The organism is Rathayibacter sp. AY1F4, from assembly GCF_002931775.1.
GTDB lineage: Bacteria > Actinomycetota > Actinomycetes > Actinomycetales > Microbacteriaceae > Rathayibacter.
Window position 1 is genome coordinate 23,661 of sequence record NZ_PSVE01000007.1, and the last position, 22,997, is coordinate 46,657.

Below are 22,997 nucleotides of genomic sequence, written 5' to 3' on the forward strand. Positions count from 1 at the left end.
AGACCTCTAGCGAAACAAGGCCAGGCCGAGAATCTCGGAGTGCTTATGAGAGCCGTATCGGTACGGAGTCGTCCTGATTGCCGTGGAGGATGAGTGTGGGGGTAGTGAGTTCCTCGGCACGAGCCGTCCAGTCGAAGGATCGGAGCGGGATGCGGTCGGGCAGGCAGACCATTCGAGCCAGGGGGCGGATCGCCAGCCACGGGATCGCGCGGCTGCCCGCGGCTGCGGGGAGCCCGCTGCGGGTGCAGTTCGCTTTGACGACTTCGCCCCAGTCGAGAACGGGTGAGTCGAGCACCAGACCTGCGATGCTGCGGCGATGTGGCGAGTGATGAGCGAGCTGGAGCGCGATGGCGGCACCCATCGACCATCCGAAGAGCACGACCTGTCGGGCTCCGTGCCGGACCGCGTACTCGATGGCGGCCTCGGCGTCGTCGGTCTCGGTGAAGCCGAGGGTTGACCGGCCGTTGCCGCCTCTCGGGCCTTCGCCGTCGGCTCGGTAGGTGATGACGAGCGAGGTGTAGCCGCGGTCGGTTGCGGCGAGCACACCGCGAAGTGTCCCGGCTCGGACGCTGCCGAGGCCATGTATGTGGATCGCCCACGTCGATCGGGCGCTGTCGCCGTCGATGCGCCAGGCGGGGGAAGGTCCCGCGGGGGTGTCGATGGTGATGTCGTGTGCGTGGAGGCCGGCGTGGTGGGGGGTCGCGTAGTAGATTCCGCTCCACGAGACGCGATCGCCAGCCCTGAGAGTGAGTTCCGGTGCAGTGCTCGTCACCTGTCGCGCGATCAGGGTCGGTCCACGGTCGAGCACGTCTGCAGAGAGTTGCGCCCACCCTCCGTTCTCGAACCACAGGTTGTAAATGCCTTTGGCGGTGGTCTGCTGGGTTCGGTCGAGCACGATGAAACAGGCGTCGCCGTCGTATTCCACCTCGCGGACGATCAGGTCGTATCTTCGCGTGCTGGGGGCTGTCAGCCGCCGCGCGATCACCCAGCCGGCACCCAACGCGACTGCCGCAACAAGTCCGGCACCTAGCGTGACCCGACGGATCACGAGCTGCCCCCGTCGTCGACTCGGGTCACTGGTGACGCCGTGATCCGTGTCGCCCTCGTGTCGAGTCCGAGGAGGTGGCTCTCGGCGCTCTGCAGTAGTGCGCGCTCGGCTGCGCTGATGTCGAAGGCGACGCGCGGGTCGATCATCGCGTCACGGATCTCAACGATCTCCCGGTGTAGACGGCTCTCCGGGTCATCCGCGCCCGCAGCGAGCGGGTCTGCTTGGCTCAGCCCAGGCCGCACGAGGGACGCCTGATTCCACAGAGGCTCCAACTGTGTCGCGAGGCCGGCGGTGCGCTTCCGGCGCATTTCGTGCTGGGCGCGACGGACGGCTGGCTGCACGGCGAAGCCCGCGCATAGGAATAGGAACGCAAGCAGAGAGAGCGGTTCGTAGGCTGGTTGGACGGCACGCATGAGATCGAGTTGGCCGGTGACGTGTGCGACGTCCATCGTCAGCACGGCCAGGCACAGTGCGCCGCCGAGCGCCGATCCCAGCCTCATCAGCCCTGCGGGGAGTCGCTGGATGCCGGAGCTACGCAGGTACTGCCGCGCGGCGAGGATCATCATCGTCGTGATGACGAGGAAGAAGTAGCTGAAGTTGATGATCGAGTAGGTCGCTGCCGCAGGTTGCGCGCCGAAGTCGATCATGATCTGAGTCGTGGTTGCGCCCCGGTCGATGAACATGAATGTCGTAGTGATCGCGAGAAGCGAGATGACGAGCACCGGGATGCCCACGGCGGCGCGCACGAACCTGGGTCGGTACTCGTCGGCCCTCATGACGCCTCGACCGAGGAAGAAGATCCCGGTCATCAGCAGCCCATCCGCAACGAGGATGGTGACATTCGTTCCACCAAGAAGCGGATCGGTGGCGAGGTAGATGGCGTCGACGTTCAGGGTCATCGCCACGGCGATCGTGACGGAGGCGTAGGTGATGCTTCGATCCGCCCGTTTGCGGCGGAAGATGAGCAGGCTCGCCACGAGCGCCCACATGAGCGTAGCGACGAGCGTCTGGATCAACCGAAAATCTCCGAATAGCGCGACTCGGCAAACACCGATCCTCGGATGCCCGCAGCCAGCCGATCAGCGAGGGACTCGGCAGCGATCTCCGTCTCACTGTCAATATCCTGCCGCTTGAGCAGGCGTCCGCGCGTGCGGGGAGGGATGTTGGGCAGCAAGACATCCCCGGCCGTGCAGTCATCGCCCTCCGTGTGACCAAGGATCATGTGGGCGAACTCGTGAAGGACGAACTGCTGGCGGTGCAGCGTGGAGTCGCTGCGTGCGTGGAGCACGAAGTCTTCGGTGTCGGTGACCAACCAGAGCGCACAGATGCCGTCGCGGGTGTCGAGGTCGGCGAGTTCTACGACACGGAGTCTGCGATGGCGCCTCTCTTGAACAAGAGACCGTTTTGGCGGCCGTCGCCGAACTTCGGCTCGGCAGCAGGTTCACGCTTGAGCACCTTCTCCAGGCCAGGCCATCGCCTCCGGCAACCCGCTCCTGCTGGAGCACTCCGTCATCCTCAACTAGGTGAACCGGCTGCGCCGCTTGCAGCGCGCGCATGAGCGCAACGAGGACATGCTCGTCCACACTGGCAACCGCGCCCGGTCATCCGCCGAACGCGCCGCCGCAGACATTCGTGGGCTGGAAGCCGCCGCACCGCGGATGACCGACACGAGCGGCGACAAGTTCTGCATCACGCTCGGCACGCGCGACCACGACTCCCGCTCCGAAGCCGCCCACGCCCTCGCCGCATGGATGGGCGACTCCGAGCTGAAGTGGCTGCCCCGGTACGGGCACAAGGACTTCGGGATCATCGGCCGCATCTCCGGCTTCGGCATCCACGTCGAGGCCCGCTCCGGACTCGCCGCGCTCGACGTGACTGTCTCCCTACCCGAGGTGCCCCGCTCCGGGTTCACGATGCCGAAGGAGTCGTTCCTGGACGCCGGGCTCGGGCTCGTGCAGCGCATCGAGAACCGCGTCAGCGGCATCCCCGCACTCCTCGATCAGGCCCGCGAAGACCTGGAGGAAGCCGAGCAGACCGTCGCCGACACCCAGCAGCGCCTCGGCCAGCCGTTCCGCCAAGCGCAGGCACTCGCCGATCCCGAAGAAGACCTCGCTCGAGTCGAGTCCCAGCTCGCCGCGATGCAGGACGAGCCCGCACCCGAGCCCGCCGGGCCAGAGTCGGAGCGCGTCGCGCTGACCATCGAGGCCGTGCGTGCCTACGAGCCGAACCTCGGGTCGCGGGATGCTGCGGGTCGTGAGCCCGCGGCCCCGTTCGTCCCCGCGACGCCTCCGGCCGCACCGCCGAGCAACGCGCCGAGGCTGTAGCTCAACGGTGTGCCTGGTTGTTCACTCCCAGGTCTTGGCGGCAGGGTTCCATCGCCCTGTCGCCGACGCGGCGAGCACGGGGTCTGCGAAATCGGCGACCGCGGCGAGCACGTAGGCGAATGCCTTGGGGAGTTCTTCTTCGCGGTGGGATCGGGTGCGCCAGGCGCGGTACTTCTGCTGCGCCTGCTCGCCCATCGGTGCGAGCGCGGGCAGCAGGGTCGTCAGCGTGACCTTGCGGTACTGCGCGACGGTCTCCATCGACGTGCGGAACTCGCCCGCGTCGACCGGGTGGAGCCGGGTCAGCGCATACACGTCTGCGAAGTCGCGCCAGCGAGTGTTGGCGGTGCCGCGGTCGATGGCGGTGACGACCTTCTCGGCGAGCACCATCGTCAGCGGGTAGCCGAGCAGCGTCACGGGCGGGAGGCCGAGGGGAACGACGCGGGGCAGGTCGATGAGGCGCGGTGCGGGCCAGATCGGGTCGCCGAAGTTCACGTCCATTCCGACCGTCAGCCGTGCGGTGCCGAGCGTCGCGGTGAGCTTGACCCGTACCCCGGCGTATTCATCCTCGTCGCGGATCGTCGTCGCGGCGACGCTGGCGGGATCGAATACGAGGCCGTCGGCGACATCCAGCGCCGCGATGTCGTGGACACGCTCGGCGACCTCCTCGGGGTCGCCGGTGAGCTGGGTGGCTTGCAGGTCGACGTCCTTCGTGGGGCGGCGTGCTGCGAACGCGGCGAGCAGCACGCCGCCCTTCAGCACGAAGTCGTCCCGGTACTCGGATAGCGCGATTCGCGCCAGCAGCCCTTCGAGCGCGTAAAAGGTCATCAGTTCCTGCACGTCCGCGCCGGTCTGCCGGGCGAGAGTGCGAATGGCGATGGTCGCGTCGCCTGCCGGGGTGCCGTGCTGCGGGTTCGGGCTCACAGCAGCACCTCCAGTGCCTGCTGGATCGCGGGGCGCGCCTTCGGGAAGCTCTCCGCAATCGTCAGCAGCGCGGCGGGGCTGTTGCCGCGCTCGCGCAGCCAAAGCTTGAGCGCGCCGAGGGCGAGGTCGCTACCCCAGGCGTGCCGCAGTCGGAACAGGTCGATCAGGGTGCGCTCGGCGGAGTACAGGCCGATGGACAACCCGCCCGGCAGAGCGTGCTCGCCGCGTCCGATGCCGAACGTGTCGGTGTCGAAGCGGTGCCAGGTGATGGGCGCGTGATGCACGGTGACCGGCTGCGTGCCGCGCGGGATGGCGATGTCACTTCGGGCGGGGATCTCGTCGGTCAGCTCGTGCAGCGACAGCGCCGTGAGCAGGCACAGCGTCGCATCGGGCTTCTTCGCGGCGACCGCTATCCACGCGGCCGTCGTGTCGTCCGCGAGCCCCGCCCGCAGGAACAGACCCGGGCCGATGCGCTCGAACTCCCCCGACTCGATCAGCCGGTCAAGGCCATGCCGGGTAAGCCCGAGCGCGGCCAGGCCGTCGTAGTCCAGCAGATCGGGCAGAGTCGTGGCGTCCATCATCACCTCCAATCCGACAGAATCCGTTACAGATAGAGCATACCTGTAATGGTTTCCGATGACTAGCATGCTCATGCCTTCCGCTCCTCTTGTCTCAGGACGGCTCCGCGAAGGCGTCGATGCCCGCGAACACCTCGTCGAGCGCGTCAGCCGCGACTTCGACGATGAGTTCGGGGCGCTTCGCGTAGTGACCTTCGGTGATCGCCGAGTCACTGTGCCCGAGCAGGTCGCGTGCGACCTCGACGCCAGCCGTGTCCGATACCGCCGCAGCGACCGCCATACGGAGACTCCGGAAGGTGAGGTGCTCGGCATCGACCCCGATAGCCAGCAGTTCCGGCTCGAACTCGCGGCGGAACATCCGCAACAGTTCGCCCAGCGCGCTGGGATCGCGCGGACGACCACGCTCGGTCGTGAACAGCACGTCGTCAGGATTCCGCTCAGGGTCGGGAACGTGGTTCGCAACGAGTTCGCTCAGAACCTTCGCCGCGAACTTCGGAACGCGAACCCATCGCTTCTGCCGCTCCGCTTTGGGCGAGTCCTGGCGGAACAGGCCGCGGGATCTCGTGCGGACCATCGTCCCGCCGACCCAGACGAGCGCGTCCATTGTCAGGCTTCCATCCGGCTGTTCCACCGCCTCGAACCGCACGTCCTGGAACCGAATCGCAATCGGTTCCGCGGTCCGCTCGGATGTGCCGAGCGTGATCAAGATGTAGTCGGTGAGCAGTTTGTAGTTGGGCCGTCGGCCCACCGGATACCGCGCCCGGTGCCGCTCGGGCCACACGTCGCGGATGAGGTGGAGTATGTACTTGACCTGCACCGCGTCGAGTTCGAAGTACATCGTGTCCGGCTCATCCGAGCGCCTGGTCGCACGGATCGGGTTCGCCACGACGACTGCTCCGTACCGCGTCTTCTGTATCGACCCGGCAGCCGACAAATGCCCCTGCTGCATCGCCCAGTCGAACATCAGCGACATCACATTCCGAACCTTGTTCGAGGTCGTCACCGACTTCTCCCGTGCGATATCCATGAACAGTCCGTCAGCGCGGTCGGCGGTGATGTCGGCGATGGGGATGGCGCCGGCGCGCGGGATGACATGCGCGCGGATCACCGATGCGTAGCCGTCGACGGTCTGCTCGCGGCGCTGGCTCAGCACCCGTGGATCGTCGTCGTGATACGCCGTCTTCAGCCACGCCGTCGCGAGCTCAGCGACGGTCATGAGCTGCGTTTGTCGCGCCCGCACTCGACCGACAACGACATCAGCCGCCGCCCGCAAAGCGGCGAACGCCTCTTCCTCCGTCGCTCCGCTGCCGCTCGGACGACGCTCGCGCCCACCGCCGTCATAGACCCGCCCGCGCGCGACGATGAGGCCGTTCGGCTCGACTGTGTAGGTCACCGCGCCGAGTTCGCCGATCGCACGCTTTGGCCGCCCGATCAGTCGCCCGCCCTATCCATCGGGGCCACGATCCGCCCCGAGATGAACGCCTCGACGTCCTCATCGCGATAGCGGACGTTATGCGACGACAGCGCAACGAACGGCAACCCGAGACCTCGGCTGCGCGCACGCTCTGTCCGCCAATCAGCGAGAGTCCTGATCGGGATGCCGGCGTAGTCGGCAAGCTCCCGCGGGGTCCAGAGGCGGGGACGGTCGTCGGTCATACCACTGAGGTAGGCGGCACCACCCGCAGACCCCCAGCGACCCCCGTAGAACAGCCAAGAATCAATTAAACGGACGGGTTCTCGGACAGCCGCGGTAACGACCATGCTTATGCTTGAGATCGGACTTCCCTGTATTTCTCGGGAAGTACGGCCCCAAGGAGCACCCTCTGGTTCTCAGATCCTCAAGCCGAGCTGTACTACGGGGTGTGATCCCGCAGCACCGCTGAAGGGCCGTTCCTCCTCGGAGGGACGGCCCTTCGCCGTTCCCGGCGCGCGGAGCCCGGCGCCCGGCGTCCGGCACGACGACGCGGGTCGTGTCAGCGGGAGGCGGCCGTGTCTCCCGCGGCCGGCCCGTAGAACAGGCGCTCGAAGACCGCGCGGGAGCGGCGGGTCACGCCGAGGTAGTCGTCCTCGAGCTCCGTCGCGGACCCGGCCGGGTACTCCAGCAGGCGCGCGACGCCCTCGAGCTGCCGGCGGTCGGTCGGGAGGACGTCGCTGGTGCGGTTGCCCCAGAGCGTGGTGCCCGAGCGGACACGGGACGCGAGGATCCACGCGGCGCGCAGCCGCTCCGCGTCCTGCGGGCCGACCATGCCCTCCTCCTCCGCGACCGCGAGGGCGGTGAGGGTCGAGGTGGTCCGCAGCGCCGGGGTCTGCCGCGCGTGCTGCAGCTGGAGGAGCTGCACCAGCCACTCGACGTCGCTCAGCGATCCGCGGCCGAGCTTGAGGTGACGGCGCGGGTCGGCTCCCTGCGGCAGACGCTCGCTCTCGACCCGAGCTTTGATCCGCTTCACCTCGCGGATATCGCGGTCGGAGACCGCTCCCGGGTAGCGGACCCCGTCGGCCAGCTCCTCGAAGTCCTCGATGAGCGCCTGGTCCCCCGCCACTCCCCGCGCCCGGAGCAGCGCCTGCGCCTCCCAGGTCAGCGACCAGCGGGCGTAGTAGGCGCGGTAGGAGTCGAGGGAGCGCACGAGGGGCCCGTTCTTGCCCTCGGGCCGCAGGTCGGCGTCGAGGTCGAGCGGCAGGCGGGAGTCCTCCGTGAGCCGGACCAGCTCGGCGACGACGAACTGCGAGTAGAGCTGGGCCTGGTGCGGCTCGGCGGTGCCGGGTCGCTGGACGTACATCACGTCGGCGTCGGAGCCGAAGCCCAGCTCCGCCCCTCCGTACCGGCCCATGCCGATGATCGCGAACTCCGCGTCGGCGCCGGGCCGGGTCGCACTGCCGCGCCGGATGGCGGCGAGCACGCCGCCCAGCAGTGCGCTGATGATGTCGGTGAGGCTGGTCGCGATCTCCTCGATCGAGCTGAGGCCGAGCACGCCACCCATGGCGGTCCGCAGCACCTCGCGCCGGCGCATCGAGCGGAGGACCGAGGCGACCGCGTCGGGCGTCTCGTGCCGGGCGAGCACGGCGCGCACCTCCTCGGCGAGCTGGGCGGCGCTGCGGGGGCGGAGGGCGTCGTCGTCCTCGAGCCAGGCCGCCGACTCCGGGATGCGGTCGAGCAGCTCGCCGACGAAGCGCGATCCGGAGAGCACCGTGGTGAGCCGCTTGGCGGCTCCGGACGAGTCGCGAAGCATCCGGAGGAACCAGGGCGTCCCGCCCAGTGCGTCGCTGAGGCGCCGGAACGCGAGCAGGCCGTAGTCGGGGTCCGGTCCGTCGGCGAACCACTGCAGCATCACCGGCACGAGGTGGCGCTGGATGCTCGCGCGGCGCGAGACGCCCGAGGTCATCGCGGCGATGTGGCCGAGCGCCCCGCGGGCGTCCGCGAAGCCGATGGCGGCGAGGCGCGCCTCCGCCTGGCCGGTGGACAGCTCGGCGCCGCCGTCGGAGAGCGCGGCGACCGCGGAGAGCAGCGGACGGTAGAACAGGCGCTCGTGCAGGCCCCGGACGCGGTGCTTGATCCCGTTCCAGACGCTCAGCAGCTCCTCCGCCGTGCGGGCGAGCCCGCTGGAGCGGGCGAGGGTCCGCAGCTCGTGCTCGTCCCGCGGCATCAGGTGCGTGCGTCGCAGGCGCCGCAGCTGGAGGCGGTGCTCGAGCAGCCGGAGTGCTCGGTAGTCCTGCGCGAACTCCTCCGCGGCGGAGCGGCCGATGTACCCGCGGTCGGCGAGGGCGCCCAGGGCGAGCAGAGTCCCGGGCATGCGGATCTCGTCGTCGGTCTGCCCGTGGACGAGCTGGAGCAGCTGCACCGTGAACTCGATGTCGCGCAGGCCGCCAGGGCCGAGCTTGATCTGGTAATGGACGTCGTTCTGCGGGATGTTCTCGGTGACCCGCTCCCGCATCCGCTGCACCGACTCGACGAAGTTCTCGCGGGAGGCGCTCGACCAGACCTTGGGCGCGACCGCGTCGACGTACGCCCGCCCCAGCTCCTGGTCGCCGGCGAGCGGACGCGCCTTGAGCAGCGCCTGGAACTCCCAGCTCTTCGCCCACCGGTCGTAGTAGGTGATGTGCGACTCGAGGGTGCGCACGAGCGCGCCCTGCTTGCCCTCCGGGCGCAGGTTCGGGTCGACCTCCCAGAGCTCCGGCTCCATCGCCAGCGCAGAGGTCCCGCGCATGAGCAGCACGGCGAGCCGGGTGGCGACGTCGATCGCACGGGCGTTCGTCAGCTCCTTCTCCGGGTCGCCCTCGGCGACGAAGATCACGTCGACGTCGCTGACGTAGTTGAGCTCGGACGCTCCCGCCTTGCCCATGCCGATGACGGCGAAGCGGGTGGCGGCGACCTCGTCCCGGCCGAAGCGGCCCGGGCCCGTGCCCTCGACCAGCTCGGTCCGCGCCACGGCGAGGGATGCCTCCAGCGCGGCTCCGGCGAGGTCGGCCAACGCCCTCGTCACCCGGTCGATCGCCGCGACGGGGTCGGCCTGGCTCAGGTCGTGGACGACGACCCTGGTGAGGAGGCGGCGGTACCGCACGCGCAGCGCCGTCCAGCCCGCCTCCTCCCGGAGCGACGAGAAGCCGTCGACGGCGCCGACCGACTCGAGCAGCTCGGCCTTCATCTCGGCGCGCCCGGGAAGCGTGCGCACCGGCTCGAGCACGCTGGCCAGCTCGTCGGGCCGGCGCTGGAGGAAGTCGGCGAGGCCGGAGGAGGCCCCCACCACCAGAAGCAGCCGGGTCAGGGCCTCGTCGTCGGCGAGGACCGCGTCCATGCTGTCGCGGTGCCGTCGCAGCAGGTCGATCAGAGCGAGCAGCGCCTCGTCCGGATCCGCCACCCGGGCGAAGGAGGGCAGCACCGACTCGAGCTGCCGCCCGGCCAGCTCCTCCGCCTCGGCCAGCCGCGCCCCGGTCTCGCCGAGCGCGGCGAAGCCGAGGCGTGCGACATCGCGGAGGGAGCGTTCGCGGGGCATGGCCGAGGCGTCAGAGCATCTCGAGGTTGCTGCGCAGCTCGTACGGCGTGACCTGGGCGCGGTACTCGGCCCAGTCCTTCCGCTTGTTGAGCAGCACGAAGTTGAACACCTGCTCGCCCAGCGTCTCGGCCACGAGCTCGGACTCCTCCATCAGCGAGATGGCGCGGTCGAGGCTGGCGGGCAGGGCGCCGTAGCCGAGCGCCCGGCGCTCCGCGTCCGACAGGGCCCACACGTTGTCCTCGGCCTCGGCCGGAAGCTCGTAGCCCTCTTCGATGCCCTTGAGCCCGGCTGCCAGGAGCAGCGAGTACGCCAGGTAGGGGTTCGCCGCGGAGTCCAGCGCCCGGTACTCGATGCGCGAGGACTGCCCCTTGTTCGGCTTGTAGAGCGGGACGCGCACGAGGGCGGACCGGTTGTTGTGGCCCCACGAGACGTAGCTGGGCGCCTCGTCGCCGCCCCAGAGCCGCTTGTAGGAGTTGACGAACTGGTTCGTCACGGCGGTGATCTCGGGGGCGTGCTTCAGCAGCCCCGCGATGAACTGGCGGCCGAGCTTCGAGAGCTGGTACTGGGCGCCCTGCTCGTAGAACACGTTCACGTCGCCCTCGAAGAGCGAGAGGTGCGTGTGCATGCCCGAGCCGGGGTGCCCGGAGAGCGGCTTCGGCATGAACGTCGCGTAGACGCCCTGCTCGATCGCCACCTCCTTGATCACGGTGCGGAAGGTCATGATGTTGTCGGCCGTGGTGAGCGCGTCCGCATAGCGGAGGTCGATCTCGTTCTGGCCGGGGCCCGCCTCGTGGTGGCTGAACTCGACCGAGATGCCCAGATCCTCCAGCATGCGCACGGAGCGGCGGCGGAAGTCGTGCGCCGTGCCTCCGGGGACGTTGTCGAAGTACCCGGCGGAGTCGACCGGCTCAGGACCCTCGGCGCCGAAGGACGACGACTTGAGGAGGTAGAACTCGATCTCGGGGTGCGTGTAGAAGGTGAACCCGCGCTCGGCCGCCTTCGCCAGCGTGCGCTTGAGCACGTTGCGCGGGTCGGCGACGGCGGGCTGGCCGTCCGGCGTGGTGATGTCGCAGAACATCCGCGCCGTCGGGTCGATCTCTCCGCGCCACGGGAGGATCTGGAAGGTCGACGGATCCGGATGCGCGAGGACGTCGGCCTCGAAGGAGCGGGTGAGGCCCTCGATGGCGGAGCCGTCGAAGCCGAGCCCCTCCGCGAACGCGCCCTCCACCTCGGCCGGCGCGATCGCGACCGACTTCAGCGTGCCGACGACATCGGTGAACCAGAGGCGAACGAATTTGATCCCTCGCTCTTCAATGGTGCGAAGAACGAAGTCCCGTTGCTTGTCCATCCAGACCCCTCCTGTTTCGACCCTCAGGCTACTGCCTCCGACCGGGGCCCGCGGGGCGCCCGAGGCGCGCCGTAGACTGGCGCCCATGTCAGCGCAGCCCGTGAAACGCGTTCGAACCCGCCACTTCCAGAACGCGAAGGACTCCGGTGTCCGCATCACCGGGCTGACCAGCTACGACCAGCTGACGGCGAAGATCTTCGACGACGCCGGGATCGACTTCCTCCTCGTGGGCGACTCCGCCGGCAACACGGTGCTCGGCTACGACACCACTCTGCCCGTCACCGTCGACGAGCTCATCCCGCTGGCGCGTGCCGTCGCCGGAGCCGTCGAGCGCGCCTTCGTCGTCGCCGACATGCCCTTCGGCTCCTACGAGTCGGGTGCCGACGACGCGCTGCACACGGCGTTCCGCTTCATGAAGGAGACGCACGCGCACGCGGTGAAGCTCGAGGGCGGGGTCCGCTCCGCCGAGCAGATCCGGCGCATCGTCGAGGCGGGCATCCCCGTGATGGCGCACATCGGCTTCACGCCGCAGAGCGAGCACGGACTCGGCGGCCACATGGTCCAGGGGCGCGGCGAGGGCATCGAGCAGCTGCTCGCCGACGCGCGAGCCGTCCAGGAGGCCGGGGCGTTCGCCGTCGTCCTCGAGATGGTGCCCGCGGACGCGGCACGTCAGGTGACGGAGGAGCTGCGCATCCCGACGATCGGAGTCGGAGCGGGACCGGACGTCGACGGACAGCTGCTCGTGTGGACGGATTTCGCCGGGTTCACCACCGGCCGCATCCCCCGCTTCGTGAAGCAGTACGCGGATCTGCGCGGCGTGCTCACCGGAGCGGTCACCGCGTACCGGGACGACGTGGAGTCCGGCGCCTACCCCGGCGCCGAGCACAGCTACGAGTAGCCGCGGTCAGCGGTCCTCGGCGGCGTCCTCCTCGGCCCACTTGCGGCTGTTCTCGTGCAGCCGCTCGAGGGCGTGCTCCGCCTCCTCGCGAGAGGAGAAGGGTCCCACCCGGTCGACGGAGGGGGACACGAATCCCTGCTCCACCGTGCCGGCCTTGAGGTTGTACCACCAGGAGTTCGCGTCGCCGTCAGCCATGCCGCGATCCTACGCCGCAGCCCGCGTCGGTCCGCACCCCCGCCCTTCGCTAGCATGGCCGCTATGACTGCTGCGGCGACCGCCATCGGAATCGACATCGGGGGAACGGGCATCAAGGGGGCCTCGGTGGACCTGGCCGCGGGCACTCTGCTCAGCGACCGGATGAAGCTCGCCACTCCCCCGGGCGGCACGCCGAAGGACATCGTCGCCACCGTCCAGCAGATCCTCGAGAAGATCCCGGACCTGCCCTCGGACACCCCGGTCGGCATCTGCTTCCCCGCCGTCGTCGTCCACGGACGGACGATGTCTGCGGCGAACGTGTCGGACGAGTGGATCGGCCTCGAGGCCGAGAAGCTGTTCGAGGACGCGATCGGCCGGAACATCTTCTTCGTCAACGACGCCGACGCGGCGGGCTACGCCGAGTCGCGCTTCGGAGCGGCGAAGGACAAGGAGGGCCTGGTCATCATGACCACCCTCGGCACCGGCATCGGGACGGCGCAGATCCACGACGGGATCCTCATCCCCAACGCCGAGCTCGGCCACCTCGAGATCCACGGCGGCGACTACGAGAAGAAGGCCTCGTTCGCCGCCAAGGAGCGCGACGACCTCGACTACAAGCACTGGGCGAAGCGCCTGCAGCGCTACTACTCCCACCTCGAGGCGCTGCTCTGGCCCGATCTCTTCATCGTCGGCGGCGGCATCTCCAAGCACCACGACGAGTTCCTCCCGCTGCTCGACCTGCGCACCCCGATCATCCCGGCGGCGCTCCGCAACAACGCCGGCATCCTCGGCGCGGCCGCGCTCGCAGGGCGGGGCTGAGTCTTTTTCCTCGGCGGTCCCCGCCCGCCGAGGCGCGGTCGGCCTCGGGAGGTGACGCGTTCCGGGGAGCGGGGTGCGGACGGCTACGGCGAAACGCTGGCACGCGTTTCGCCGGTTCGCCTGGTGCGTGGCGCCATGGCGGACGGACGTGATCAGACTTTCAGGGTCCAGCGGTCGCGGTGAGCCAGGACGGGGGCGGGGGCACCTGGTCCTCGGCGGCGATCCGCAGCGGCGTCTCAGGACCGTCCTCCGGGATCGGCGCCTGCCGGACGTCGTGCTGCACCGCTTCGTCCGCAGGAGGCAGCGCGAGAGATGGACCGCGCCAGTCCTGTCGAGTGGCGGCGCAAGGATGTATCGAGACCCGGGAACCGCCACGGCAGGCCGTCGCGCTGCCTGCGGGCGGGAGCGCGAGCTCGGCGACCGGCGGAGACGCGAGATGCCCCGCCGGGGCGGGGCATCTCGTGGCGAAGGGGTCGGCTGATACGCCGGGTTCTGTTCACGCCGCGCCTCTCGGCGGGCGCTGGACGGCCATCTCTCTCGGAGCCACGTCGCCGTGACCCTCCAGCGGTCTACCCGAGGACCCGACGAGCAGCCGCATCGTCCTCTGTCTGACCTTGCTCCGGGCGAGGTTTACCGAGCGGACCGGATCACTCCGGCCCCTGGTGGTCTCTTACACCACCGTTTCACCCTTACCGCCGGCCGGAGCCGACGGCGGTCTGTTCTCTGTGGCACTGTCTCGCGGGTCGCCCCGGGTGGGTGTTGCCCACCGCCCTGCTCTGTGGAGCCCGGACGTTCCTCGGCACCACGGCTCTCGCCGGGGTGACGCGACCGTCTTGCCGGCCCGTTCGCCCGTCCAGTGTACGGCTCAGGCGAGGGTGGACTCCTCGCCGCGCACCAGGATGCAGCCGCTGTCGGGGCAGAGGACGACCTCGTCGGGAGCGGAGGCGCGGATCCAGGAGAGGTCCGACTCGGTGAGGGCCACGCCGCTCCCCTCCGACACCTTCCCGCGGAGGAGGGCCGCGCCGACTCCGTAGCGGGCGCGCTGCTTCTCGTACAGCTCGACCAGGTCCTCCGGAAGGGTCGTCACCAGGTCCGCCCGGTCCCGGGCGAGCGCCTCCTGCTTGTCGCGGAGCTTCTCGGCCTGCGCGTCGCGCTCCTCGGCGAGGGTCCCGAGCGAGGCGACGACCTCGTCGCGCTCGGCCTGAGCCGCGGCGACCTCGGACTCGATGCCCTCGATCCGCTCCATCAGGGTCAGCTCGATGTCCTCGAGGTCTCCCCGCCGCTTCACGAGGGAGGTGATCTCGCTCTCGAGCGCGGCGATGTCCTTGGCCGCGGATGCGGTCTGCAGGCGGTCGCGATCGCGGGTGAGGCGCTTCTCGACCACGCCGACGTCGGACTCGATGCGTCCGAGCTCGGTGCGCACGTCCTCGAGGCGCCCGGTCCGCTCGGCGAGGGAGCGGCGGGTCTCGTTGTCGCGGGCCTGCATCGCCTGGATCCGCGCGATCTGCGGGAGCGTCGCGAGAGCGTGGCGCAGCTGCGCGCCCCTCGTGTCCAGACTCGCCAGAGTCAGGAGTTCGCGCTGGTGTGCGGGGCTGGCTTTCACGTGGCGGTCCTCGTTCCCGGCGCGCAGTACGGGCGCGCCGCGTCCATTCTCCCGTGCCCGCGGCGGGTCAGTGCACGATCGCGAAATCCCACGGGTCGGTGCGGGTCTCGCTCACCTCGACGGTGACCGTGGGCAGGGCCTCCCGCAGCGCGGTCGCGGCGACGTCGAGCCACAGCCACTCGCTCGCCCAGTGCGAGACGTCGATGAGGGCGGGGCCGGTGCCGTGCAGGGCCTTCTCGCGCGCCTCGGACGCCGGGTGATGCCGGAGGTCGGCGGTGATGAAGACGTCGCTCGTGCGGACGGCGGGGGCGTCCAGGAGGGAGTCCCCCGCTCCCCCGCAGAGCGACACGCGGCGCACGGGCGTCTCGTAGGCGCCCGCGGCCCGGACTCCCCCTGCGGTGGCCGGCAGGAGCTCGGCCACGGCTCCGGCAAGGCGTCCGAGCGTCACCTCCTCGGGCAGGTCGCCCACTCGGCCGAGCCCGACCGACGGGTCGGCGCCCGGGACGAGCGGAGTCGCGCCGGTCAGGCCGAGGCGGGTGGCGATCACGTCCGAGACCCCGTCCGCGACGATGTCGGCGTTCGTGTGGGCCGAGATCAGTGCGCAGCCGCCCCGGATGAGATCCGCGAGCAGGCGGCCCTTGTAGCCGTCCTCGGCGATCGAGGTGACGCCGCGCAGCAGCAGCGGGTGGTGCGCGACCAGGAGCTGGTATCCGCCGTCGACGGCCTCCGCGACGGTGTCGGAGACCACGTCGACCGTGAGCAGGATCCGCTCCACCGCGGCGTCGGGGTCGCCGGTGACCAGGCCGGGCGCGTCCCAGCTCTCGGCGGCCGCCTCGGGCCAGAGACGGTCGATGACGGCGTGGACGTCGCGCAGTGAGGGCATGCGTCCAGGGTAGGGCCGCTCAGCGCGGGTGGTCGGTCCCCACGGCGCGGATCTCGGCGTCGGCCGCCGCGTCGAGGTCGGCTCGCAGGTGGTCGTCCGACTCCGGCAGGCGGACGGTGATGCCGCTGTACTGCTCGATCTCGATCAGGCCCGCGACTCCGGAGGCGGCGAGCACGTGGCCGCCGATCCCGCCGGTGGTGTCGACGACGTGCGTGTGCAGGCCGGCGATGCTGATCCCCTGGAACGGCTGCGGGCCGACGAAGCCCAGCAGCGTGCCCTCGACGCCGGTCCGCCGGACCTCGTGCTGGTCGCGCATCGCGTCCGCCAGGCGGCGGTAGGGCTTCGCCCGCGCGATCGGCCGGCGCAGGATCGGGGTCTCCGCCCGCGCGCGCAGGCGGACGCCGACGAAGACGTCCGGACCGGGCACGAGCGAGCGTACTGCGGCCCGTCTGCCGAGCGGCGCGATCGGGAGCCGTCGCGGCGCACGGTCGGTGGTCCGTGCTTGCCTGGGGACCATGAACGAGTACGTGCCCTGGGCCGTCGCGGCCGCCCTGCTCCTGGCCCTCCTCATCACGGTCCTCGTCGGCCGCCGACGGCGCACTGCGGCGGGAGCGGCGGCGGAGCAGGCCGCGAAGGAGGCCTCGGAGGAGCACCAGCGAACGATCACCGAGCGCGACCGGAGCCACGAGGCGGCGCTGAAGGCACTGACGCGCGCGCGCGACGCCGAGCGCGACCTCAGTCGGACCGAGCTCGAGACGGCGCAGGAGGAGGCCGAGCAGACCCGTGACGCCCTCGCCAGGACCTGGAGCAGCGAGGCCGTCTCGCACACCCTGGTCCGGGAGGCGTGCGTCTCGGCGGGGCTGTCCGGCGTCCTCGCTACGAACGTCGTCTTCGTACCGGTCGACGCGCGCACGACGCGCCGCTTCCTCGCGCAGATCGACCACCTGCTGCTCACCCGGCACGGCGCGCTCATCATCGAGGCCAAGTACTGGCAGGGGTCGTCTTCGACGGCGTGCGACCCGGTACCGTCCACCCGTCCTACGGCGTTCTCCTCGACGAGGACGCCCTGCCCGAGGCCTTCGCGGTTCAGATCGCACCGGGGACGGCGTCGCGGTGGACGGTGCGCACCCACGTCGAGCAGCACGTCCCCGCCCGGCAGGTCCGGATCCAGGCCGCGAGGCTCAAGGAGCACCTGGCCCTGCACGGACTGCCGACGCCGTGGTTCGAGACGGCCGTGCTCTACAGCCACCCCGACGTGAGGACGTACGCGCCGGGATGGCAGGGCTCGGGATCGGCACGCACGAGGATCGTGACGGGAGTCGACGAGCTGACGGACGCTCTGGCCGATCTCGCACGGCGCCCGGGCACCACGATCGGGGAGGACGCCTGGGGCGAGCTCTCCGGATTCCTCGCCGGATGCGGCGGCCATGTGGAGCCGGTCGGGCCGACGCGTGCGTGACCAGCAGGGGGACCCGGCGGCCGGACGGGCACGGTCATGACTGTCCGGACCGGCCTGAGCCGGACAGAACGGCGACGGACAGGACGGCGCCGGACCCTGTATCGCCGTGAACGACGAAGGTCCGCACTCCCGGAGGAGTGCGGACCTGTTCGGTGGATCCGAGGGGATTCGAACCCCTGACCCCCTGCATGCCATGCAGGTGCGCTACCAGCTGCGCCACGGACCCATGTTTTGTTCTCTTGTGCTTTGTACTGCCTTTCGCTGTCTCCGCCCGGCGGAAGCAACTCGAATAAACTACAACACGATCCGCGTGAAGTGAAATCGAGCGCTGTCGCCGGGCGTGTTCGTCAGTTCGAGGACGTCGACGAGTCGACGGCGACGGGCTGCTCGAGGGTGAACGGCACCGTCGGGCAGTCCTTCCAGAGGCGCTCGAGCGAGTAGTACATGCGGTCCTCCTCGTGGAAGACGTGCACGACGAGGTCGCCGAAGTCGAGGAGGATCCAGCGGCCCTCCGCACGGCCCTCGCGGCGCAGCAGCTTGGCGCCGGAGTCGTTCAGGCGGTCCTCCACCTCGTTCGCGATCGCGACAACGTTGCGCTCGGAGCGGCCGGTGGCGAGGAGGAAGATGTCGACCAGCGGCAGCGGCCCCGAGACGTCGAGGGCGACGAGGTCCTCACCGCCCTTGGAGTCGGCGGCGGTGGCCGCGAGCTGGAGCAGGGCGCGGGCGGAATCGGTCGCAGTCATGAAGCCTTCAGTGTCGGTGGTGGAGATCAGAAGATGTTGAGCACGAAGCCGCCGATGAACAGCGCGATCGCGCCGACCAGCAGGACGGCCGCGGTGATCGCGAGGACGACCGGGACGCTCACGCCGGCGCGCTTCTGCGGCGCGATCATCGAAGTGCCGGCGGCGTGGGTGGAGACGGCGCTGGACGCCCGGACCGGCTCGGACTCGCCGGCGGGCTGCTCGCGGTCGATGCGGTCGACGTAGCGGTCCACATCGGGCGAGTCGTAGAGGTTCGGGTGCTGGCCCGTGGAGCCGAGGCTGCGCGGGAGGTCGAACGAGCCGGTGACGAGGATCTCCCCCGTGTCCGTGCCGACGGTCGCGCCGGGACCCGTGGTCGGCAGGATCAGCGCGTTGGTGGTGGTGACGGCACCGGTGGCGGCGACTCCGCTCGCGATGAGGGAGTCGAACGAGGCGTCCACCTCCTCCTTCGACTTGCTGTCGAGCTCCTCGGTGATGGCGAGGTGCTCGATCGGCGGCTCGAAGCTCCCGGTGATCTCGGTGGCCTTCTCGTCGGCGATGTCGAGGGATCCGCCCACCGACGCGAAGAGCGCGGTATTCAGGTGCGGCTGCTCGGGTTGCTCGCCGGCCGTCGGCTGCTCGTCGTCCGCGTCCCGCTCGTCGGAGGCGTCCGCGGACGGCGTCTCGTCGTCGGAGGAGGAGCTCTCGATCTCGGCCTCGTGCACCTCGGCCGCGTCGGCCTCGTCGGCGTCCGCGGTCGCATCGGTGGCGGACTCGTCCGCCTCCTCCTCGGACGCCTCGGGGGCGTCCTCGGTGACGACGACCTCGTCGCCCTCCGGCTCCTGCTCCGCTGCACCCTCGGGCACCGGCTCCGCATCATTGGACTCGTCGGCCGCCTCGATCACGGGGACCGCCCCGGTCGGCGGGAGCGCCGAGGCGCGCTCGAGGGCGCCCTCGACGTCGTCGGAGCGCTCGTCGTCGGACCGCTCCTCGTCGGCGGGCGGCTCCGCCTCCGGTGCGGCGGCGACCTTCTCCGCCTGCTGCTGCGCCAGCAGTGCGCGCAGCTCCCGACGGGTCAGCTGGCGGCCCGTGGCGTTCTCGGTGGCGACGATCTCCATCGAGGAGGTGCGCAGGTCGGGCTCGCTCGCGGGGCTCGGCTCGACGGGGGTGATCCGCAGGGCCTGGGTGGGGGTCAGCACCGGCATGTCGCCGGCGGTGGTGGCGGTCGCGGTGGCAGCTCGGCGGGACGTCGTCGGAACGGCGGCGGTCGTGGCCGCACCGGCCTCGCGCCTCTCGCGCTCGCGGATCTCGCGCCGGGTGAGCGGCTTCTCCTCGGGCTGAACTGTCATGACGTGCTCCGATACAGGTGGTGCTTCGAGATGTACTGGACGACACCGTCGGGAACCAGGTACCAGACCGGATGACCCCGGTTGACGCGGCTCCGACAGTCGGTCGAGGAGATCGCCAGTGCCGGAATCTCCAACAAGGATACGTCCTGGGCCGGCAATCCCGAAACGTTGAGGACGTGCCCCGGCCGGCTGACGGCGACGAAGTGGGCCAGCTCCCACAGCTCGTCGTAGTCCTTCCAGCTCAGGATCTGAGCGACCGCGTCCGCGCCGGTGATGAAGAACAGCTCGGCGTCGGGGTGCGCGGCGTGGATGTCGCGCAGGGTGTCGATCGTGTAGGTCGTGCCGATCCGGTCCACGTCGACGCGACTGACGGTGAAGCGCGGGTTCGATGCCGTCGCGATCACCGTCATCAGGTACCGGTGCTCGGCGGAGGTCACCGTCTTCTTGTGCCACGGCTGGCCGGTGGGCACGAAGACGACCTCGTCCAGGTCGAACGACTGGGCCACCTCGGAGGCGGCGACCAGGTGACCGTGGTGGATCGGGTCGAAGGTGCCGCCCATCACGCCGATGCGCGGACGCCGCGGGCCTCCGCTCGCGGCGGACGTCACGATCGCTGGGCTCCCCGCCTAGTGTCCGTGACCGTGCTGGTCGTGGGAGCCGGCGCCGGTCTTGTGCGAGTGACGGTTCGCCACGTCCCGGTAGCTCCAGGTGACGAAGCCGAGGGCCGTGAAGGCGACGGCGGCGATCAGGCCGAAGACGATCGGGGGGAACGGCAGCTCCGTGTGGGCCGCTGCTTCGGCGAGGACGGTCGTCGCGAGGGACATGCAGTGCTCCTTGGAGGTCGTGGTCGCCCCGGCGGGGCTCCGACGAGTCTACCCGGACGCCGCTCGACGCCGGATCGCCGGTCCGGGCGCTAGGCGCGGACCTGTCCTGCGCCGCGCAGCAGCCACTTCGTGCTGGTCAGCTCGGGAAGACCCATGGGGCCCCGAGCGTGCAGCTTCTGCGTCGAGATGCCGACCTCGGCGCCGAACCCGAACTCTCCGCCGTCGGTGAAGCGGGTGGAGGCGTTGACCATCACGACCGCGGAGTCGACCTCGGCGAGGAAGCGCTCGGCGCTCCGGAGGTCGTTCGTCACGATCGACTCGGTGTGGTGGGTGGAGTACCGGTCGATGTGGGCCATCGCGGCGTCGAGGTCGTCGACGATAGCGACGGCGACGTCGAGCGAGTAGTACTCCGCGGACCAGTCCTCATCGGTGGCGGGCACCGCGTCGGGCCAGAGCGCCGCGACGCGCTCGTCGCCGTGCACGGTCACTCCCGCTTCCGCGAGCCGGCCGAGGACGGGTGGGAGGAGGCGCTCGGCGGCGTCGCGGTGGACGAGGAGGGTCTCGAGGGCGTTGCAGGTGCTCGGACGCTGCACCTTGGCGTTGTGGACGATGTCCACGGCCCACTGCTCGTCGGCACTGGCGTCGAGGAAGACGTGGACGACTCCGGCGCCCGTCTCGATCACAGGGACGGTCGACTCGGTCACGACCGACTCGATGAGGCCCGCGCTCCCCCGCGGCACCAGGACGTCGACGTAGCCGCGCGCTCGCATGAGGGCCTTCGCGCCCTCGCGGCCGTGGTCGTCGACCGTCTGCACCAGCTCGGCGGGCAGGCCGACGGAGGCGACGGCCTCCTGCAGCAGCTCCACCAGGACGCGGTTCGTGTTCTCCGCGGCTGTGCCTCCGCGCAGGATCACGGCGTTCCCGCTCTTGAGGGCGAGCGCTGCGATGTCGATGGTGACGTTCGGGCGCGCCTCGTAGATCGCTCCGACCACGCCGAACGGGACCCGCACCTGGGTGAGGGAGGCGCCGTTGGGCAGGTTCGATCCCCGCACCGTCTGCCCGACCGGATCGGTGAGCCCGACGACCGCGACGACGGCGTCGGCGAGGGACCCCAGGCGCGCCGCATCGAGGCGGAGGCGGTCCTGCAGGCCCGCGCTCATCCCGCTCTCGCGACCCCGCTGAAGGTCGAGCTCGTTCGCCGGGACGACGCGCTCGGCGCTCGAGCGCACCGCGTCGGCGATAGCGAGCAGAGCCCGGTTCTTGAGGTCGGTGGTCGCACTGCGGAGGGAGCGCGACGCGGCACGGGAGGCGGCGAACCGCTCGGTCAGCGCACTGCTGTCGGGGGTCGTCTGCGGCATCCGGCCAGTGTAGAGGCAGACGACCCCGGCGGCGGGAGTCAGCTCTCCTCGCCGGCCTCCGTGCCGTCGCCCTCGTCGGCGACGCGCCAGACGCCGCCCTGGCGCTCGCGCTCGAGCTCCGCGCGGGCCTCGGCCTTGGCGTCCATCCGCTCGAAGTAGTCCTCGCGACGCTCGTTGCGGGTCTTGCGCCGGTTGTCCTCGAGGCGGAGGTCCGTTCCGCGGGGCGCGGTGATGAGCTCGGCCGTCGAGGTGAGGGTCGGCTCCCAGTCGAAGACGACGCCGTCGCCGGGGCCGATGACGACGGTGGAGCCGGCGACCGCTCCAGCCGAGAACAGGCCGTTCTCGACTCCGAGCTTGGCGAGGCGGTCAGCGAGGAAGCCGACGGCCTCGTCGTTCGTGAAGTCGGTCTGCGCGACCCAGCGCACGGGCTTGGTGCCCAGGACCCGGTACACGTTGCCGTACGAGCCGCCCTCGACCCGGATCTCGAAGTCCTTCTCGTCCACGGCGCGGGGGCGGATGGTGATGCGCTCCACCCGCGGCACGGCGGCGAGCTCGAGGCGGTGCTTCTCGACGATCTCGGCGAGGGCGAACGTCAGCTGGCGGAGTCCCGAGTGGCTGACCGTCGAGATCTCGAACACGCGGTAGCCGCGGCCCTCGAGGTCGGCCCGGACGAAGTCGGCCAGTTCCTGGGCCTCGGGCACGTCGACCTTGTTGAGCGCGATCAGCTGCGGCCGCTCGATCAGCGGCACCTGTCCGTCGCCGACGGGGTACGCCGCCAGCTCCCCGAGGATGATGTCGAGATCGGTCAGCGGGTCGCGGCCGGGCTCGAGCGTGGCGCAGTCGAGCACGTGGACGAGCGCGGTGCAGCGCTCGACGTGGCGGAGGAACTCCAGGCCCAGGCCCTTGCCCTCGCTCGCGCCCTCGATGAGACCGGGCACGTCGGCGACGGTGAACCGCGACTCCCCCGCCTGCACGACGCCGAGGTTGGGCGCGAGGGTCGTGAACGGGTAGTCCGCGATCTTCGGCTTGGCCGCTGAGATCGCCGCGACGAGGCTCGACTTGCCCGCCGAGGGGAACCCGACGAGCGCGACGTCCGCGACGGTCTTCAGCTCGAGGACGACGTCGCCCTCCCAGCCCGGCGTGCCGAGCAGCGCGAAGCCGGGCGCCTTGCGCTTCGTGGTGGCGAGCGAGGCGTTGCCGAGGCCGCCCTGCCCGCCCGGAGCGATGACGAACCGGAGGCCGGGCTCGTCCATGTCGATCAGCTGGTCGCCGTCCGGCGACTTGACGACCGTGCCGACCGGGACGGGGAGCTCCATGAGCTCGCCGTTCCCGCCCGCGCGGTGGTCGCCCATGCCGGGACCGCCGTTCTCGGAGCTGCGATGCGGGTGGCGGTGGTAGGCGAGCAGCGTCGTCGTCTGCGGGTCGGCGACGAGGACGATGTCGCCCCCGTGCCCGCCGTTGCCGCCGTCGGGGCCGGCGAGCGGCTTGAACTTCTCGCGACGGACGGAGACGCAGCCGTTGCCGCCGTGGCCGGCACGCAGATGCAGCGTGACGTTGTCGACGAAGGTGACCATGGTGTGAATCCGTCCGTGAGTGCGTGCGGCGCCGGGATGCCGGCGCCGGGGGGCTGTGCCCCGGTAAACGCGCAAGGGGCGAGCCGAA

Annotated in this window: 23 protein-coding genes, 1 tRNA gene, 1 other RNA gene and 1 pseudogene; 5 read left to right on the plus strand and 21 right to left on the minus strand. The window is 70.4% G+C overall.

Features of this window, described 5'->3' with window-relative positions:
* Nucleotides 1-43: 43 nt before the first annotated feature.
* Genes C5C59_RS05745 through C5C59_RS05755 form a run of 3 tightly spaced genes read right to left on the minus strand, consistent with a single transcriptional unit; the run spans nt 44 to nt 2,360 of the window.
* Nucleotides 44-1,048 (minus strand): alpha/beta hydrolase, encoded by a 1,005-nt coding sequence (locus tag C5C59_RS05745; RefSeq protein ID WP_258062612.1) that lies wholly within the window; start codon nt 1,046-1,048, stop codon nt 44-46.
* Nucleotides 1,045-2,064 (minus strand): DUF6545 domain-containing protein, encoded by a 1,020-nt coding sequence (locus C5C59_RS05750; RefSeq protein ID WP_104238858.1) that lies wholly within the window; start codon nt 2,062-2,064, stop codon nt 1,045-1,047. The genes C5C59_RS05745 and C5C59_RS05750 overlap by 4 nt, the downstream gene beginning before the upstream one ends.
* Nucleotides 2,061-2,360 (minus strand): hypothetical protein, encoded by a 300-nt coding sequence (locus C5C59_RS05755; protein ID WP_258062613.1) that lies wholly within the window; start codon nt 2,358-2,360, stop codon nt 2,061-2,063. Before C5C59_RS05755 ends, C5C59_RS05750 begins: the two co-directional genes overlap by 4 nt.
* A 211-nt stretch (nt 2,361-2,571) precedes the next feature.
* On the opposite strand from C5C59_RS05755, the gene C5C59_RS05760 reads away from it, so the two are divergent.
* A complete protein-coding gene (locus C5C59_RS05760) occupies nt 2,572-3,372 on the plus strand; it encodes a hypothetical protein (RefSeq protein WP_146082845.1) in 801 nt (266 codons plus the stop codon).
* A 21-nt stretch (nt 3,373-3,393) separates the two neighbouring features.
* On the opposite strand, the gene C5C59_RS05765 is transcribed toward C5C59_RS05760, so the two are convergent.
* The 6 genes from C5C59_RS05765 to C5C59_RS05790 all read right to left on the minus strand — a co-directional run bounded on the left by C5C59_RS05765 (nt 3,394) and on the right by C5C59_RS05790 (nt 11,207).
* On the minus strand, nt 3,394-4,293 hold the full coding sequence (locus tag C5C59_RS05765; protein WP_181134836.1) for a nucleotidyl transferase AbiEii/AbiGii toxin family protein: 900 nt from the start codon (nt 4,291-4,293) through the stop codon (nt 3,394-3,396).
* Nucleotides 4,290-4,874 carry a hypothetical protein gene (locus C5C59_RS05770; RefSeq protein WP_181134837.1) on the minus strand — a complete coding sequence of 195 codons (585 nt, stop codon included), beginning with the start codon at nt 4,872-4,874 and terminating at the stop codon, nt 4,290-4,292. Before C5C59_RS05770 ends, C5C59_RS05765 begins: the two co-directional genes overlap by 4 nt.
* Nucleotides 4,875-4,965: 91 nt before the next feature.
* Entirely contained in the window at nt 4,966-6,264 is a 1,299-nt protein-coding gene (locus tag C5C59_RS05775) for a tyrosine-type recombinase/integrase (protein WP_104238860.1), read from the minus strand.
* Between the two features lie 38 nt (nt 6,265-6,302).
* Complete coding sequence (locus C5C59_RS05780; protein ID WP_104238861.1) at nt 6,303-6,527, minus strand: AlpA family transcriptional regulator; 225 nt, start codon at nt 6,525-6,527, stop codon at nt 6,303-6,305.
* Nucleotides 6,528-6,844: 317 nt separating this feature from the next.
* Complete coding sequence (locus C5C59_RS05785) at nt 6,845-9,859, minus strand: bifunctional [glutamine synthetase] adenylyltransferase/[glutamine synthetase]-adenylyl-L-tyrosine phosphorylase (protein WP_104251241.1); 3,015 nt, start codon at nt 9,857-9,859, stop codon at nt 6,845-6,847.
* Between the two features lie 10 nt (nt 9,860-9,869).
* Entirely contained in the window at nt 9,870-11,207 is a 1,338-nt protein-coding gene (locus C5C59_RS05790) for a glutamine synthetase family protein (RefSeq protein WP_068253236.1), read from the minus strand.
* Between the two features lie 85 nt (nt 11,208-11,292).
* On the opposite strand from C5C59_RS05790, the gene panB reads away from it, so the two are divergent.
* Nucleotides 11,293-12,105 (plus strand): 3-methyl-2-oxobutanoate hydroxymethyltransferase, encoded by an 813-nt coding sequence (gene panB, locus C5C59_RS05795; protein ID WP_104239179.1) that lies wholly within the window; start codon nt 11,293-11,295, stop codon nt 12,103-12,105.
* A 6-nt stretch (nt 12,106-12,111) separates the two neighbouring features.
* Here panB and C5C59_RS05800 read toward each other — a convergent pair whose 3' ends face one another.
* The gene (locus tag C5C59_RS05800; protein ID WP_104223671.1) at nt 12,112-12,300 is read right to left on the minus strand and encodes an SPOR domain-containing protein; all 189 of its coding nucleotides are present in this window, start codon (nt 12,298-12,300) and stop codon (nt 12,112-12,114) included.
* 63 nt (nt 12,301-12,363) lie between these two features.
* Here C5C59_RS05800 and ppgK point away from each other — a divergent pair, with 63 nt between their 5' ends.
* On the plus strand, nt 12,364-13,119 hold the full coding sequence (gene ppgK, locus C5C59_RS05805) for a polyphosphate--glucose phosphotransferase (RefSeq protein ID WP_104239180.1): 756 nt from the start codon (nt 12,364-12,366) through the stop codon (nt 13,117-13,119).
* Between the two features lie 465 nt (nt 13,120-13,584).
* Here ppgK and rnpB read toward each other — a convergent pair.
* From rnpB to C5C59_RS17750, 4 genes are all read right to left on the minus strand, one after another.
* Nucleotides 13,585-13,963, minus strand: an RNA gene (rnpB, locus tag C5C59_RS05810) — RNase P RNA component class A.
* Between the two features lie 21 nt (nt 13,964-13,984).
* A complete protein-coding gene (locus C5C59_RS05815; RefSeq protein WP_104239181.1) occupies nt 13,985-14,722 on the minus strand; it encodes a zinc ribbon domain-containing protein in 738 nt (245 codons plus the stop codon).
* Between the two features lie 67 nt (nt 14,723-14,789).
* On the minus strand, nt 14,790-15,605 hold the full coding sequence (locus C5C59_RS05820; RefSeq protein WP_104223674.1) for a Nif3-like dinuclear metal center hexameric protein: 816 nt from the start codon (nt 15,603-15,605) through the stop codon (nt 14,790-14,792).
* Nucleotides 15,606-15,624: 19 nt separating this feature from the next.
* Nucleotides 15,625-16,176 (minus strand): acetolactate decarboxylase, encoded by a 552-nt coding sequence (locus tag C5C59_RS17750; RefSeq protein ID WP_104239182.1) that lies wholly within the window; start codon nt 16,174-16,176, stop codon nt 15,625-15,627.
* Here C5C59_RS17750 and C5C59_RS17755 point away from each other — a divergent pair.
* Nucleotides 16,121-16,594: pseudogene (locus C5C59_RS17755) on the plus strand (nuclease-related domain-containing protein); the annotation flags it as partial. The gene C5C59_RS17750 and the pseudogene C5C59_RS17755 overlap by 56 nt on opposite strands.
* A 23-nt stretch (nt 16,595-16,617) precedes the next feature.
* Nucleotides 16,618-17,064: a hypothetical protein gene (locus C5C59_RS17555; RefSeq protein ID WP_258062615.1), complete on the plus strand. Its 447-nt coding sequence runs from the start codon at nt 16,618-16,620 to the stop codon at nt 17,062-17,064.
* Nucleotides 17,065-17,217: 153 nt separating this feature from the next.
* Here the strand turns inward: C5C59_RS17555 and C5C59_RS05840 are convergent.
* The 7 genes from C5C59_RS05840 to obgE form a co-directional block, all read right to left on the minus strand.
* Nucleotides 17,218-17,290 (minus strand) — tRNA-Ala (locus C5C59_RS05840).
* Between the two features lie 121 nt (nt 17,291-17,411).
* Nucleotides 17,412-17,807 carry a ribosome silencing factor gene (gene rsfS, locus C5C59_RS05845; protein WP_104223676.1) on the minus strand — a complete coding sequence of 132 codons (396 nt, stop codon included), beginning with the start codon at nt 17,805-17,807 and terminating at the stop codon, nt 17,412-17,414.
* 26 nt (nt 17,808-17,833) lie between these two features.
* Nucleotides 17,834-19,153, minus strand: a complete 1,320-nt coding sequence (locus tag C5C59_RS05850; protein WP_104239185.1) for a hypothetical protein — start codon at nt 19,151-19,153, stop codon at nt 17,834-17,836.
* Nucleotides 19,150-19,761: a nicotinate-nucleotide adenylyltransferase gene (gene nadD / locus C5C59_RS05855; protein WP_104223678.1), complete on the minus strand. Its 612-nt coding sequence runs from the start codon at nt 19,759-19,761 to the stop codon at nt 19,150-19,152. The genes C5C59_RS05850 and nadD overlap by 4 nt, the downstream gene beginning before the upstream one ends.
* An 18-nt stretch (nt 19,762-19,779) precedes the next feature.
* Nucleotides 19,780-19,977, minus strand: coding sequence for a hypothetical protein (locus C5C59_RS05860; protein WP_104223679.1), 198 nt, complete (start codon nt 19,975-19,977; stop codon nt 19,780-19,782).
* An 89-nt stretch (nt 19,978-20,066) separates the two neighbouring features.
* Nucleotides 20,067-21,335 (minus strand): glutamate-5-semialdehyde dehydrogenase, encoded by a 1,269-nt coding sequence (locus tag C5C59_RS05865; RefSeq protein WP_104239186.1) that lies wholly within the window; start codon nt 21,333-21,335, stop codon nt 20,067-20,069.
* A gap of 38 nt (nt 21,336-21,373) precedes the next feature.
* Nucleotides 21,374-22,909, minus strand: a complete 1,536-nt coding sequence (gene obgE, locus C5C59_RS05870) for a GTPase ObgE (RefSeq protein ID WP_104223681.1) — start codon at nt 22,907-22,909, stop codon at nt 21,374-21,376.
* Between the last annotated feature and the right edge of the window lie 88 nt (nt 22,910-22,997).